Consider the following 13,316-nt stretch of genomic DNA (forward strand, 5'->3'; position numbering starts at 1 on the left):
GCCGTCGGGGTCCATCATCAGCAGCAGATCGATATCGGGCCGCAGTTTCCGCAACCACGCCCCCGTGGGCAGCATCCCCAGTCCGGAGTCTATGAGCGCGACGATCACACCTGTCACGGTAGTGAACGTCCTGCCTCGATCGCGAACTGTGTCCGCCCAATGGCAGGAATGAGCCGCCGAACAGGGCGGATCCGCGCTCCGTGGAAGTGTCGGCTGCCGGCCGGTCCTCCCGGCTCGAGAAGGGGCTCAGGCGACCGGCTGGGCTCCGGCGAGCTGTGCGCGCATCTTCATCACCTTGCCGGTCATACCGGCGCCGACAACGGCGACGAGGGTGCCCGCGCGGAAGAGGTGGGCGAGGAATTTGCGGCCCTGGTCCTCGATGATCCGGACTTCGTCGGCGAGACCGGGGTTGCCGAGCACCTGGATCTTCACGTTGTACTGATCGCTCCACACATACGGAACATGCACGGCGGCAGGATGATTCACGCCGAGCAGGGCGCCTGCGAGCAATTGCGCCTGCTCGCCCGCATTGGTCCAGTGCTCGACCCGCCTGTTGCGTCCGGTGCCCAGCCGCCAGGCGGCCACATCGCCGAGGGCCCAGACGCCGTCCACGCCGGTGCGGCCGACCTCATCGGTGAGTACGCCACCGCCGTCGGCCGGCGCTGCCAGCGGGATATCGGAGCCGGCGAGCCAATCGGTGACCGGCACCGAGCCGACGCCGACCACCACCAGGTCGGCCTCGACGACGCTGCCGTCGCTGAGGCGGACGCCGCGTACGGCCGCGTCCTCGAGCGCGCTGTTGTCGGTGTTCGTCTGGGCCGAAACGCTATTCGAGTCGTCATCGGTCGCCGTGGTGAGCAGCGACTCGACGCCGACCCCGCAGCGCACGTCCACGCCTTCTTCGAGGTGCATGCGCGCCACCAGTGCGCCGATCTGTTCGCCGAGGGCCGCGGCCAGGGGAGTGGGCTGCGGTTCGACGAGGACGACGTCGACGCCGCGCTCCCGGAAGCTTGCGGTGAGTTCGCAGCCGATGAATCCGGCCCCGATGACGACGGCGCGCTGTGCGGTGCCGAGGTGCTCGCGCAGTCCGGCGGCGTCGTCGTGGGTGCGCAGTACGTGCACGCCGCGGGCCTGCGGGAAGCTGGGAATGCGCCGGGGCCGCAGTCCGGTGGCGATGACGAGCCGGTCGTAGCCGAGCGTGCTGCCGTCGCTGAGCGTCACCTGCCGGGCGCCGGTGTCGACGCCGGTGGCGGCCACGCCGAGCCGCAGGTCGATGCGGTTTTCCTGGAAGAATTCGGAGGGCCGCAGGGCGGTGTCGTCGGTCTCGCCGCGGACGAACTGTTTGGACAGCGGCGGGCGGTCGTAGGGTGCGCGGTCTTCGTCGCCGAGGAGGGTGATTTCCCCTTCGTAACCTGCGCGTCGCAGCTCCTCGGCGGTCCGCAGGCCGGCCAGTCCCGCGCCAACAATTAGAACGTGTTCTACCGAGTGCGACATATCGCACACCATATCGGTTCCGGAGGGGCCTTGACGCTGTGTCACGCACCACATCCGATCAGCTGCTGAATCGTAGCCGAGTATTTATTGATCGGGCGGTCAATCAGGACTAAACCGGTAAGTAGGACATATTCTCAGCCTTGAAGGAGGCACCCCATGTTCACCGAGAGCCGCACCCAGGATGCGGTGGCCGTCGTACTCGGCGCGTACACCGCTCTGTCTTCCCTCTGGGTTGCCCATAGTGACCGCGCTATGTGGACCCTGATCGTGCTCGGCGTACTCATCGCCCTCACTGGTCTCGGCCATCTCGCCAACGCACTTACCGGCACCGCTCAATACGCGATGGTCGTGCTCGGCGCGCTGCTGTTCATCTCCCCGTGGGTGATGAATTTCCATGATTACACCGGTGCCTCGTGGACCGCGTGGGTGGCCGGTGCGCTGACCGCGGTGATCGGACTCGCGGCAGTGCCGGCGGTGTCGGGTCGGCTGCATACGGTGACGCATCACTGATGCAGATGCATCGACCCGGAGCGGGGCGTCGCCGGACCCGGAGACTCGACGGCGACGCCCGTCAGCTCATTCTCAATGCCGCGGAGAAATTGTTCGCGGCACAGGGATTCGACGCGACCCCGACGGCTGCCATTGCCGCCGGGGCCGACGTCCCCAAAGGCCTTGTCTTCTACTACTTTCCGACCAAGGATGCGATTCTGTCGGCGCTCATGGCCGAACGCGTCCCCGCCGATCCCATCGACGACATCGAATCTGTTGTCGCACCGGGTGATCCGGCGAAGAGTCTGGTGAATCTGGATGCCGCGCTGAATCTGCGCGACAATCACTCCTCGGTCTTGCGCGTCATCATGTGGCGTGAGGCCGATACCCATCCGGATGTGCGTAAACAGTTGCGCCGCATGCGTGATCAGCTGCTGGATGTGACCGCGCGGGTGCTGCAGGCCAGCGCGCCGGGTCCGGTGCAGCCGGGCACCCTGCGTGCCTGTGCGGCGGCCTGGGTTTCGGCCATGTTCGCGATTGCCAGTACGGATCGGTTGCATGCCCTCGACGGTGTGCCGATGCCGACCGGCGACGAGATCTTCAATGTGGCGCAGGTGGTCGCGGCGGGGATGACCCACCTGGGCTGATGTTTGCTGGCGTGTCGCTGCACACTCTGAAAGCAATCCACACGACACTCGTTTCGGGATGTAATCCGGTGCGGGTACTGCAATCTGTCGTGGAGGAACTGATGAGGGCCAAATGGTTGCCACGCATAGTCGGCTACTGCGGTGTGATCACCGTGGGGTTGGTGATCGTGGCCGTTGCCCCGGCGGCTTCGGCGGAGCCCAGCTATCCCATCGCGGATCCGGACCCGTTCTATGCGCAGCCCGCGGATATGGCGAGTCACCGCCCCGGCGATGTCCTGGATTCGCGAGTCATGCCGCCGCTGCCCTACTTTCCGGACACCACCGTCACCATGATCAAGTTCCGCTCCACCAGCTCCGAGGGCGCGCCGATCGCCGCCGTCACCACGGTGCTGACGCCGCGTGAGCATCGCCCGGACGGCCCGGTGCTGTCCTATCAGCACATCATCAACGGCCTGGGCGTCCAGTGTGCGGTGTCGCGGGTGTTGTATACGACGGACCCGGATCTCTTCGTGAAGGAATCCGTCGCCCTGAATGTGGCGCTGCGGCGCGGCTGGTCGGTGGCCCTGCCCGACCATCTGGGACCGAATGTCGCCTATGGCGCAGCCAAATTGGGTGGTCAGATCACCCTGGACGGTATTCGTGCGGTGCAGCGGCTGCCGGGGCTGCAGGCGGCGAACAGCCCGGTGGCGATGGCCGGATATTCCGGCGGCGGTATGGCGACGGCCTGGGCGGCGGCCATGGCTTCGACTTATGCGCCCGAATTGCGGATCACGGGTGCGGCCGAGGGCGGTGTCCCGATGAGCCTGCTGAAGATGGTGAATTCGCTGGGCCTGCAACCGCATCCGGCGTTCGGGCTGGCGATGGCGGCGGCGATCGGCTTGGAGCGGGAGTATCCGGATCGGCTGCCGATCAGTACGCAGATGAATCAGCGAGGCCTGGCGGCGCGCAATGCGATGGCCAATGGCTGCACCAATGAAATCATGGCCGTCGGTGCGGGTCACAGCGCCGGCGAATTCGCAGCCAGCACTTCGATGATCGATGATCCGGCGGTGCGGGGAGTGCTGGAGGAGAACAGTCTGGAGCTCTACGACGGCATCCCGAATATGCCGGTGTTCGAGTGGCATTCGCCCAGTGATCCGCTGATCCCGGTGGATGCCATTGTCAATACCGATCGCCGCTACTGTGCGGCGGGTGTGACGCTGGACATGGATATGAACGGATCTCCGGAACACCTGTCCGCCGCGGTCCTCGGTATGCCGTCCGCTCTGGCCTGGCTGGATGCCCGTTTTCGGGGTGAACCCGCACCGTCCAACTGCTGAACGGTGTAAATGCCCCAATACCGTTGCTCGTGAATCGCTTTCGCTGTGACCCGACTCGCACAGGGTGGGGTGGCACGGTAAGAATGTCGCCCATGGATGCCGATTTCACCACTGGGCTGGGCTCGTCCCTGAACTCGCGTCAGGAGAGCTACCGCCTCACTCACCCGGATACCGCCGATCCGGGCATTTCGCAGAACCCGGTGCTGACCGGCGTCGACACCGGTAATCACGCCACGCTCGGCCGTACCAGCCTGGACCAGCCGGAACAGCCGGTGCAGTGGTCCGCGCCGGTGACCCGCCGCAGCGCCCCGGAGGTGGATTCGCCGGTGCGCCGGTCGGTGCAGAATCTGGACGCGGTCCCGCAGTGGCCGGCCGATCTCGACGCCTCGCCGCGCCGTGCCGCGCCGGATCTGGATTCCACGCCGCGGCTGAGTACCTCGGAGCTCGAGTCGGTTCCCCGCCGTGCCGCCCCTGATCTCGATTCCGTTCCACGCCTGAGCACCCCGGATTTCGATATGTCCGCGCACCGCTCGGCGACCGAGGTGGATTCGCCGGTCCGCCGCCTGCCCACCGATTTCGATTCGGCGCCGCATCGTGCCGTACCGGATTTCGACTCCTCTCCGCGTCGTGCTGCGCCGGATCTCGATTCGGGCCCGCGTCGTGCTGCGCCGGATCTCGACTCCGGCCCGCGCCGTGCCGCGCCAGAGCCTTCGCATCGCCGTGCCGCCCCGGAACCCGAACTCGCCGAACCGTCCCCGAGACCCGATGCCGCCAGGGCCCGTGAATTCCGCGCCGAGGACGCCCCTAATATCGATCTGCACCACATCATGAGTCTGCTGGTCGCCAGTCATGATCTCGATGTAGCCGCGCAGGCCGCAGAAGCCGAAGGCGTCGTTTCCGATTTGACCCAGGCGGCCCGCCGCACCCGCGCCGCCGCAGTCGATTTGATTGCCGCCTGGTACGGCGGCCCCGAACATATGCGCAAATTCGGCGAGGTGCTGTTACAGGCCGCGGCTGAAACCGCTTGAAGCCGAGTGCCGTTCAGCGCGCCTCTCACAGCCAGCGTTGGACGCCGCTGTGGTCGGAGCAGGTGCCATCGCGGTGCTGGCTGAATGAGTAAGTGCCGTCGCCGCATTGGGCGGTGGCTCCGGGCGGCGCCCCGGGTGCGCCGGCTGGGTCGTGGATGCAATCTCCACTGGAGTTGACGTAATCGCCTGGGCCGCAGGTGGCGGCGACGGCGGTCGCGGCCGTCGCGGCGGTTGAGCCGCCTCCGATCAGCGCGAGTGTGCCGAGGGCTGCGACCAGTACGCCGAGCGGGTGCCGTTTTGTAAGGTGGAGTCGCATATTCGCTCCAAGGATGTTTGCGTGCAGGCTGCGCACTTATACCTGGTTATCGCGATCCCCTGGGCGGCTATTACGGCGTCGGGCGTGGGTGCGAGTTCGTGTCGGTGGGGTGTTGGATCATGGTGTGATGCGGGAATTGACGGCTGCGGCGGTACAGGCCGAATTGCTGAAAGTCGCCGATGCCGCGGATGCGGTGCACTTACAGCGCTTCTTCAAGACCGGGCCGGGGGAGTACGGCGCGGGGGATGTATTCATCGGGGTGCGGGTGCCGAAGACGCGGGCGGTGGTGAAGCCGTTCGCCGGGTTGCCGCTTTCGGAGATCGATGTGTTGCTCGACAGTGCGGTGCACGAGCATCGGCTGGCGGGGTTGGTGATTTTGAATGGGGAGATGGCGCGGGCCATGCGCAAGCGGGGCGCGGATATCGCCCGGCAGCAGCGGATCGTCGAGTTGTATCTGGCCGCGGTGCGGCGGGGCCGGGTGAACAACTGGGATCTGGTGGACGCTTCGGCGGAGTTCATTGTCGGGCCGTGGTTGCTGGAGCGACCGCGCGAGTTGCTGTTCGAGTTGGCGGAGCAGGAATCACTGTGGCAGCGACGGGTGGCGCTGCTGTCGTCTTTCGCATTCATCAAGGCGGGCGAGGCCGGCACGACGATCGAGTTGTGCGAGCGGCTGCTCGCGGATCAGCGCGATCTGATTCAGAAGGCCGTCGGCTGGATGCTCCGGGAGATCGGCAAGCGGGTGGATCGGGCGATTCTCACCGGTTTTCTCGATGCGCATGCGGCCGCGATGGGCCGGACAGCTTTGAGCTACGCCACAGAACACCTCCTGGCGGACCAGCGGGCGCACTATAGATCCCTGCGCTGATCAGCGCTGATGCCGGTCCTTGTGAGCGGAACCTCGAGTCTCCGCACCATTTGTTCATCTGGGGTTAAGTTTACGTTCACCTAGCGCAACCATTCTGTGACTTGTCAGGAACAGACCGCACGTTCGGTTATAGCCAGGCGTACTCGATACACGTGCGGAATCTCCCCGCAGCGCGAGACGCATCCGGCGGGCGGCGTTCACAACACAAGTCAGCAGGGTCATTGCATTGCGAAAACTGTTTCCCCTCGCCATCCTCGCCGCCCTCGCGGTAGTGCCCGTCCAGGCCGCCGCGGAGGTGCCCGGTGTGCCGCCGGAGCTGCAGCAGCCCGCTGAGCAGGCCCAGCAGTACGCCGAGAACCTGCCGCAGCCGCAGCAGGACGCGGTCCGCCAGTTCGTCCAGACGCTCCCCGCGCCGTATTCGGACCTACTGCCGCCGGTCTTCGAGAACAATCTGGACGGCTGGATCAAGAACGCCCTGTACATCATGGGTCAGCGCGGCATCCCCGGCGATTACGACAGCATCTTCCGCAATATCCAGCGGGAGTCCGGCGGTAATCCGCAGGCGATCAACCTGTACGACTCGAATGCCGCGGCCGGCATCCCGTCCAAGGGCCTGCTGCAGGTCATCGATCCGACCTTCCAGGCGTACCACGTCGACGGCACGTCCTGGGATATCTACGATCCGGTCGCGAACATCTCGGCCGCCTGCAACTACGCCGCGCACCGCTACGGCTCCATCTCCAACGTCTTCTCGGCCTACTGACACCGGACCTGTCGGCACTGGGCCTGTCAACGACAACGGCCGTTACGCCAGAACGCAACGGCCGCTTCGTATTCGGGTTCTAGAACTGGATCTTGAGGTGATCGGTCACCGGTCGCGCCTGGCAGCCCAGGATGTACCCGTTGGCAATGTCCTCGGGGTCCAGGATTTCGGAGTTCGCCATCTCCACCTCGCCGTCGAGCACCGTGCAGGCACAGGATCCGCACTCGCCCTCGAGGCAGGAGTAGGGCACATCGATGCCCTTGGACAGCATGATGTCCACCAGTGTCTGGCTGCGCGGCCAGACGAGTTCGTGTGTCTCGCCGTCGAGTTCGACCTCGACGGTGGCCGCGTCGGCGGCCTCCTCCGCGGTGACCTCGGTCGGCGCCACATCGGCGAACGGGTCACCGGAGAGCGAGTTGAAGACCTCGGCGTGTGTGCGATTGCGCGGCACCCCGGCCTGTGCGAGCGCATCGTGCACGCAGTCCATGAACGGCTTGGGCCCGCACATGAAGGCCTCGTACCCGGTGTAGGGCGCGGTGAGGGTGGCGAGCGCGTCGACGGACGGCAGCCCCTGCAGGGGTTCGAGCCAGTGGATGACCACGAGCCGCTGTGGATGCTTGCCGGCGAGTTCGCGTAGCTCGCTCGCGAAGATCACCGAGTTGTGGTCGCGATTGGCGTAGACCACAACAATTCGCCCATTGCCCCGCGCGAGTGCGGATTTCAGGATCGACATGACCGGTGTGATGCCGGACCCGGCCGCGAACAGCAGCAGATCCTCGTCGAGGTTCTTCGGCGTGAAGGCGCCCGACGGTGGCAGCACCTCGATCTCGCTGCCCGCGATCAGGTTGTCGCACACCCAGTTCGACGCGTAGCCGTCGATGGTGCGCTTGATCGTCACCTTGGGCTTGTCGTCGGTGTGCGGCGAGCTGGCGAGCGAGTAGCAGCGGGCCACGGAACCGGTGCGGTCGCTGGGGATGCGCAGGGTCAGGAACTGCCCCGGCAGGTAGCTGAAGCGCTCGCGGAGGTCCTCGGGGATGTCGAATACCAGCGAACAGGAATCGGCCGTCTCATTGATGACCGCAGAGACCCGCAGCACGGCTGATCGGGAGCTGTGCGGTACGTCGACGGTGGTCATAGTGTCCTCTCGAACCCGGCGCGGTGTGCTGTCCGGCCCTGTGTGCCCAAATACTAGCCCAAACTAGAACGTGTTCTAGTTTGACTATACGTGGCTCTCTCGCTGCCGGACAAGCTGAGCCTCCAGTCCGGCGATCAGCACATCCATGGAGAAGTCGTAGGAGTATTTCCCACGCAGGTCCGGCAGATGCTTCATGGCCCGCTCCACCGCCTCCGGCAGCGCCCGATCCTGCAGCGCCCCGCGATCCCGCGGATTCACCTTGCTGCGCCCGAAGAGGTAGGTGTGGATGGTCGCATACGAGGCGAGCACATTGCGGTCGTCGAATCCCGCGTCGAACAGGATCTCCATCACGGCGGCGATGAGATCGAGTTGTTTGCCGAGCATCTGCTCGATCAGCACATCGCCGAGTCCCGGGTGCCGCCGCAATTTGTCGTCGATCTGATCGATGAGGTCGCGCAGCCGCATTTGCCACGGTCCGAATTCCGGTGGCGGCTTGCGTACTCCGGTGAGTGCGGCGGTGGCGACGAGGTCGAGTAGCTCGCGTTTGTCGGCGACGTAGTAATACGGGGCCATCGGTGAGACGCCGAGTTCGCGGGAGAGCCGGCGCATGGAAAGTTTCTCCACTCCGTCCTGACGGACCACCCGCAGTGCGGCTTCGACGATCTCGGCTTCCGAGAGTGTGTTACTTCCGCCCCCGCTTGTCTGCATCCGTCCGACTCCCATACCACCTCGACCGTATCTTCGGTGGGCACAGCGGGTTCGGATTTCCGTCCCCTGCCTGTTCACCTGCTGATTTTTTCTCCCCAGCAGTCTAGAGCGCCGGGTGTGCCAGCGGTCCGGCTGCGTACTCGGTGCGCGGACTTACCGGACTAACCGGAGAGGAGCGGCGCGCCAATCATGATTGCTACCCGTTGGCTGACTTAGCATTCCTGGAATGCGCCAAGATCGCCTTCCCGATGGTTTCGGGGTGCGGATCGATCCCAGGGTGCGCACTTACTCCGGTGGAAGGTTCCTGGTCGGCGGCTCGCCGAACAGGTTGCTCCGCCTAGCGCCGGAGGCTGCGGCCATGATCGGTGACGGGTACCTCGAGGTGACCGACCCGAACTCAGCTCGGGTTGCCAGACGTCTGCTCGACTCCGGAGTGGCGAATCCGCGTCCGCGGCTGTTGCCTTCGCTGGAGGACGTGACCGTCATCGTGCCGGTCCACAATGATCCGGACAGTCTCACGCGGCTGCTGTCGGCCTTGCGCGGGTACACGGTGATCGTGGTCGACGACGGCTCCGATCGCCCTGTGCAGATTCCGCGGTCACCGGGCAATCGCTGCCGGGTGACGGTGCTGCGCCGGGATCGGCGGCACGGCACCGCCGCCGCCCGCAATTTCGGATTACGCTGCGCCGCGACCGAATTCGTGGCCTTCCTGGATCCGGATGTAGTGCCACGCACCGGCTGGCTGGAGGTCATGCTCGGGCACTTCAGTGATCCGAAGGTGGCCCTGGTCGCGCCGCGCATCCTGGCCATGGATCCGGATTCCACCCTGCTGGCCCGCTATGAGCACACCCGCGGTTCGCTGCATCGCGGCCGCCGCGAGTCGGCGGTGCAGGCGCACGGCCCGGTGCCGTATGTGCCGAGCACCGCGCTGCTGGTGCGCCGGCTCGTGCTGCTGGGGGAGGGTGGCTTCGACGAATCCATGGCGGCCGGTGGCGATATCGACCTGTGCTGGCGGCTGGATCGCGCCGGGTGGCGGCTGCGCTACGAGCCGGCCGCGCGGGTCGCGCACAGCAATCCGGTATCGCTGCGTAAATGGTTCGCGCACAAGGTCACCCATGGCACCGGGGTCGCTCCGCTGGGGCAGCGGCATGCGGGAATGGCCGCGCCGCTGTCGATTCCGATCTGGACGGCGGTGGCGGCGCTGCTGTTCGGCAGCCTCACTCGCTGGGGCGCCATCGGTGGCACGCTCACCCTGGTCGCGACGCTGTTCCGGCTGCGCCGGGTCTTCGCCGAACTCGACAATCCGACGCGGGTGGCCGCCATATATATGGCGCGCGGTTTCTCCGGCGGTATGTGGCGGATGGCTTCCTCGATGTGCCGCCACTATTGGCCGGTGACGCTGTTGGGCATGCTGTTCTCGCGCCGCATCCGGCACCTCGCGGTGACCATCGCGGTGGCCGACGGCCTGGCCGACTGGTTCATTCATCGTGAGGCCGGAAGTCTCGACCCGACCCGCTATGTGCTGTGCAAACGCCTCGAGGATGTCGCCTACGGCACCGGCCTGTGGTGGGGTGCGGCCAAACTGCGGGACGGCGCCGCCCTGCGACCGACCCTGCCGCCCAACTGAATTCAGCCGACCGCGGTCAAGCGCACCGGCATGTGCCGGACGCCGGTGTGCTTGTTGCTGCGGGTGTGTTCGATGGGGCCGGTGAGTTCCACCGTGCCCACCTGATCCAGCAGCGCGGTGAAGACCACCCGCATCTCCATGCGTGCCAGTGCCGAACCGAGGCAGAAGTGCCCGCCGCGCCCGAAGGCCAGATGCGGATTGGGCCGCCGGTCGATATCGAATCGGTGCGGATCGGTGAGGACCTCCGCATCCCGATTGGCCGAGGCCCACCACAGTGTCACCTTGTCCCCGGCCCGGATTCGCTGCCCGCCCAGGGTGTGGTCGCGGGTGGCGGTGCGCCGGTTGTACGGCGTCGAGGAGGCCCACCGCAGCATCTCCTCCACTGCGCCGTCCACGAGCGTCCGATCTTCCCGCAGCCGCCGCCAGACCTCGGGCCGTTCGATCAGTGCCGCCATGCCGAGTGCGATCGAGTTCCGCGTGGTCTCGCTGCCCGCCGCGATCAGCAGGCTGAAGAGCATGGCCTGCTCCATATCCGAGAGCGGCTGCCCGTCGATGGTGGCGTGTGCGGCCAGCGACATCAGATCCTCGGCGGGTGCGATCCGCTTGGCCGCCAGCAACTGTGCGCCGTAGGCGCGGGTCTCGGCTATCGCCTGCTCGGTACGCGAGGCCGCCGGAACGGTTTCCGCCGCCCTGCGAGGAAAAGGTCACCGCATCGCCGGCCGCGGCGACGACGATATCGGCGTACCGGCTCAGTACCCAGAACCCTTCGCCATCCGGGGTGTGCCGGGTCGGTGGATGCCACCAGACCGGCGCGTTCGTCCTGAGCCGGTCGAAGAGTTCGTGTGGAAATCCGCACGCGAATCGGTCCAGTGCGGTCAGGTCGATATTGTCCACGCGCTCAGGCTTACACGGCTGCCGCCGAGTCCGTGGCGCATCCGCAATTAGACGGGGCTCACATTTTGCGGGGTTCGGTTTCCGGTGTGACCTGCGGGACAAACGACCAGCTTCGTACTTCGGCGTCGGACCCCGCCGGTACTCTTCGGGGACAGAAAGAAAGGCAAATGGTCAGCAATCTCGCAGGTGGGAGTAGCCCGCAGCACGGTGCCGAGCCGGGCACCCAGTTGGGTGCGCTCGAAGCCTATGCCGCTCAAGCCCACGGATATCTCAGTGTGGGCGGCGAACAGCTCAATCAGCTGCCCGGCCTATTACGCCCCATGGTTCTCGAATCGTGGTTGCGCACGCTTCGCGGCGGTGTCGATCCTCTGGATGACAATGACGGCCGCGGGCTACGCGGAACCGATCTGGAGCGCTATCGCGTCGCACATCCCATCGCGGCTGTCATGCCGCTGGTGGACAAGTTGCTGCTGCGCGATGCCACCAGTACGGGACTCATGGTGGTGGTCGCCGATCAGTTCGGCCGGGTGCTTTCGGTGCACGGCAATCCTGATCGGGTGCAGGCTGCGGCCGAAGCCGGTTTGCGCGAGGGCAATGACCTGAGCGAGCGCCGGGTGGGTACCAATGCCGTGGGTCTGGTGGTGCGCACCGGCCGGGCGGCGTGGATTCACGGCCCGGAGCATTTCCTGCAGCGCATGCATCAGATCACCGGAGCCGCTGCGCCCGTTCATGATCCGGACGGCCGCCTGGTCGGTGTGCTGATGATCGCCGGCGGCGTGCGGGTGGCGCGGCCGGAGATTCTGGCCCTGGTGAAGGCGGCGGCGACGGCTGCGGAGATGGATCTGCTGCTGGCCGCGGTCCGTTCCGGCCATGACCGCCGCAGCGCGGATGCGCCGATTCCGGAGCGTTTGGGCCTGGAGGTCCTCGGTCTGGGTCAGCCGCAGTTGACGGTGGCGGGTGAGCGGGTGCCGCTGTCGCAGCGGCATGCCGAGATTCTGCTGCTGCTGGCCGAGCATCCGGAGGGTTTGTCGGCCGATCATCTGGCGCTGCTGCTCGATGACGCCGATCTGGACAACGCCACGATTCGGGCCGCCATGTCGCGGTTGCGGTCGGTGGTGGGCCCCAATGTCTTCGGTTCCCGCCCGTATCGGTTGCGGGTGCCGATCGCCACGGATGTGGAGGCGCTGCGGGCCGCCCTCGATTCCGGGGACGTGGATACGGCGGTGCGGCTCTACGCGGGCCCGGCGCTGCCGCGTTCGAACGCTCCTGGAGTTATAGACATTCGCGATGAATTGCGGGTGCGTTTGCGGACCGCTGTGTTGCGTTCCGGTGAAGCTTCGGTCTTGAGCCGATGGACTGCGGGCGCCGAAGGGCGCGACGATTCGGCCGCCTGGGCGGTGTATCGATCGACCGTCGACCGAGATTCTCCGCTGTATGCGCAGATCGAGGCGAAAATCCGGGTGCTCGATCGGCGCATGGGCGTCGATGCAACGCAGTTGCAACGTTTCGACTCATAGTCTTCGCAACCGGAAGTGCGCTCGGTCACAGCGCGGCTTCGTCATGTGGTCGCACCCACATTTTCTGCGGTCTCCGCGTAATCTCCGGAACCAACTAGACGCTCGTCCAACTTTTTTCGGGGAAAAAGTTCCGTTTTATTACGATTCCGCCTAGTCTTCGCAATGCATGGAGGGCATCCATGTGATGCAGGCGACAGGGCATCGCTCACCAGAGCCGGGTGAGCAGCGTTCGTAGTGAAGTTGGAGGAGATCGACAGAGCAGTACACCCCAGATGCGGATGACCCGGAGGCAACCGCATCCCCGGCCGAGGCACACGGGCAACCCGGCCGGTTCGAGCACTAGTTGGATCACGCGCACGAGCGTCACCCCCGACGCCGCGCATTCGTCGAATCACCCAGGGCAATGCGGTTTTCCGCGACCTGGACGCCGGTAACTCAACGGCGCCCCAGGTCTATTTCGCGATGCCCGAAAGCGTTCGGCCACATAGCAATTCGGCATAGCGAGGAGGCTTCG

At 65.9% G+C, this 13,316-nt stretch carries 12 protein-coding genes and 2 pseudogenes; 8 read left to right on the forward strand and 6 right to left on the reverse strand.

Annotation, left to right across the window (positions count from 1 at the left end; translation table 11 throughout):
- Both JWN03_RS04555 and JWN03_RS04560 read right to left on the reverse strand, forming a co-directional pair.
- Positions 1 to 108: pseudogene (locus JWN03_RS04555) on the reverse strand (glutamate racemase); the annotation flags it as partial.
- A gap of 138 nt (positions 109 to 246) precedes the next feature.
- Complete coding sequence (locus JWN03_RS04560) at positions 247 to 1,494, reverse strand: NAD(P)/FAD-dependent oxidoreductase (RefSeq protein ID WP_297610138.1); 1,248 nt, start codon at positions 1,492 to 1,494, stop codon at positions 247 to 249.
- 156 nt (positions 1,495 to 1,650) lie between these two features.
- Here JWN03_RS04560 and JWN03_RS04565 point away from each other — a divergent pair, with 156 nt between their 5' ends.
- The 4 genes from JWN03_RS04565 to JWN03_RS04580 all read left to right on the forward strand — a co-directional run bounded on the left by JWN03_RS04565 (position 1,651) and on the right by JWN03_RS04580 (position 4,977).
- The gene (locus JWN03_RS04565) at positions 1,651 to 2,004 is read left to right on the forward strand and encodes an SPW repeat protein (RefSeq protein WP_297610141.1); all 354 of its coding nucleotides are present in this window, start codon (positions 1,651 to 1,653) and stop codon (positions 2,002 to 2,004) included.
- A 5-nt stretch (positions 2,005 to 2,009) separates the two neighbouring features.
- Complete coding sequence (locus JWN03_RS04570; RefSeq protein ID WP_297610174.1) at positions 2,010 to 2,630, forward strand: TetR/AcrR family transcriptional regulator; 621 nt, start codon at positions 2,010 to 2,012, stop codon at positions 2,628 to 2,630.
- Positions 2,631 to 2,731: 101 nt separating this feature from the next.
- Positions 2,732 to 3,949, forward strand: a complete 1,218-nt coding sequence (locus JWN03_RS04575; protein ID WP_297610144.1) for a lipase family protein — start codon at positions 2,732 to 2,734, stop codon at positions 3,947 to 3,949.
- Positions 3,950 to 4,041: 92 nt separating this feature from the next.
- Positions 4,042 to 4,977 (forward strand): hypothetical protein, encoded by a 936-nt coding sequence (locus tag JWN03_RS04580; protein WP_297610147.1) that lies wholly within the window; start codon positions 4,042 to 4,044, stop codon positions 4,975 to 4,977.
- A gap of 25 nt (positions 4,978 to 5,002) precedes the next feature.
- Here the strand turns inward: JWN03_RS04580 and JWN03_RS04585 are convergent, their stop codons facing one another.
- Complete coding sequence (locus JWN03_RS04585) at positions 5,003 to 5,293, reverse strand: DUF3761 domain-containing protein (protein ID WP_297610149.1); 291 nt, start codon at positions 5,291 to 5,293, stop codon at positions 5,003 to 5,005.
- Between the two features lie 127 nt (positions 5,294 to 5,420).
- On the opposite strand from JWN03_RS04585, the gene JWN03_RS04590 reads away from it, so the two are divergent.
- Together JWN03_RS04590 and JWN03_RS04595 are read left to right on the forward strand one after the other, a co-directional pair.
- Positions 5,421 to 6,158, forward strand: coding sequence for a DNA alkylation repair protein (locus JWN03_RS04590; RefSeq protein ID WP_297610152.1), 738 nt, complete (start codon positions 5,421 to 5,423; stop codon positions 6,156 to 6,158).
- A gap of 226 nt (positions 6,159 to 6,384) precedes the next feature.
- Complete coding sequence (locus JWN03_RS04595; RefSeq protein ID WP_297610154.1) at positions 6,385 to 6,921, forward strand: transglycosylase SLT domain-containing protein; 537 nt, start codon at positions 6,385 to 6,387, stop codon at positions 6,919 to 6,921.
- Positions 6,922 to 7,000: 79 nt separating this feature from the next.
- Here the strand turns inward: JWN03_RS04595 and JWN03_RS04600 are convergent, their stop codons facing one another.
- Together JWN03_RS04600 and mftR2 are read right to left on the reverse strand one after the other, a co-directional pair.
- Positions 7,001 to 8,056, reverse strand: a complete 1,056-nt coding sequence (locus JWN03_RS04600) for a ferredoxin--NADP reductase (RefSeq protein WP_297610156.1) — start codon at positions 8,054 to 8,056, stop codon at positions 7,001 to 7,003.
- Between the two features lie 84 nt (positions 8,057 to 8,140).
- Positions 8,141 to 8,764: a mycofactocin system transcriptional regulator MftR2 gene (mftR2, locus tag JWN03_RS04605; protein ID WP_297610160.1), complete on the reverse strand. Its 624-nt coding sequence runs from the start codon at positions 8,762 to 8,764 to the stop codon at positions 8,141 to 8,143.
- A gap of 226 nt (positions 8,765 to 8,990) precedes the next feature.
- Between mftR2 and mftF the strand changes: the two genes are divergently transcribed.
- Positions 8,991 to 10,391 carry a mycofactocin biosynthesis glycosyltransferase MftF gene (mftF, locus tag JWN03_RS04610; RefSeq protein WP_297610163.1) on the forward strand — a complete coding sequence of 467 codons (1,401 nt, stop codon included), beginning with the start codon at positions 8,991 to 8,993 and terminating at the stop codon, positions 10,389 to 10,391.
- Positions 10,392 to 10,393: 2 nt separating this feature from the next.
- On the opposite strand, the pseudogene JWN03_RS04615 reads toward mftF, so the two are convergent.
- Positions 10,394 to 11,285, reverse strand: a pseudogene (locus JWN03_RS04615) (cytochrome P450).
- A gap of 167 nt (positions 11,286 to 11,452) precedes the next feature.
- Here JWN03_RS04615 and JWN03_RS04620 point away from each other — a divergent pair.
- Positions 11,453 to 12,802: a GAF domain-containing protein gene (locus JWN03_RS04620; protein WP_297610166.1), complete on the forward strand. Its 1,350-nt coding sequence runs from the start codon at positions 11,453 to 11,455 to the stop codon at positions 12,800 to 12,802.
- Positions 12,803 to 13,316: the final 514 nt, after the last annotated feature.

Source organism: Nocardia sp. (assembly GCF_025465275.1).
In the GTDB taxonomy this organism is placed as follows: domain Bacteria; phylum Actinomycetota; class Actinomycetes; order Mycobacteriales; family Mycobacteriaceae; genus Nocardia.

Excerpts from the sequence above, each read along its gene's own strand:
- JWN03_RS04560 (WP_297610138.1), bottom strand. The coding sequence starts at position 1,494 with ATGTCGCACTCGGTAGAACACGTTCTAATTGTTGGCGCGGGACTGGCC.
- JWN03_RS04565 (WP_297610141.1), top strand. The coding sequence starts at position 1,651 with ATGTTCACCGAGAGCCGCACCCAGGATGCGGTGGCCGTCGTACTCGGC.
- JWN03_RS04570 (WP_297610174.1), top strand. The coding sequence starts at position 2,010 with ATGCATCGACCCGGAGCGGGGCGTCGCCGGACCCGGAGACTCGACGGC.
- JWN03_RS04575 (WP_297610144.1), top strand. The coding sequence starts at position 2,732 with ATGAGGGCCAAATGGTTGCCACGCATAGTCGGCTACTGCGGTGTGATC.
- JWN03_RS04580 (WP_297610147.1), top strand. The coding sequence starts at position 4,042 with ATGGATGCCGATTTCACCACTGGGCTGGGCTCGTCCCTGAACTCGCGT.
- JWN03_RS04585 (WP_297610149.1), bottom strand. The coding sequence starts at position 5,293 with ATGCGACTCCACCTTACAAAACGGCACCCGCTCGGCGTACTGGTCGCA.
- JWN03_RS04590 (WP_297610152.1), top strand. The coding sequence starts at position 5,421 with ATGCGGGAATTGACGGCTGCGGCGGTACAGGCCGAATTGCTGAAAGTC.
- JWN03_RS04600 (WP_297610156.1), bottom strand. The coding sequence starts at position 8,056 with ATGACCACCGTCGACGTACCGCACAGCTCCCGATCAGCCGTGCTGCGG.
- mftR2 (WP_297610160.1), bottom strand. The coding sequence starts at position 8,764 with ATGCAGACAAGCGGGGGCGGAAGTAACACACTCTCGGAAGCCGAGATC.
- mftF (WP_297610163.1), top strand. The coding sequence starts at position 8,991 with ATGCGCCAAGATCGCCTTCCCGATGGTTTCGGGGTGCGGATCGATCCC.
- JWN03_RS04620 (WP_297610166.1), top strand. The coding sequence starts at position 11,453 with ATGGTCAGCAATCTCGCAGGTGGGAGTAGCCCGCAGCACGGTGCCGAG.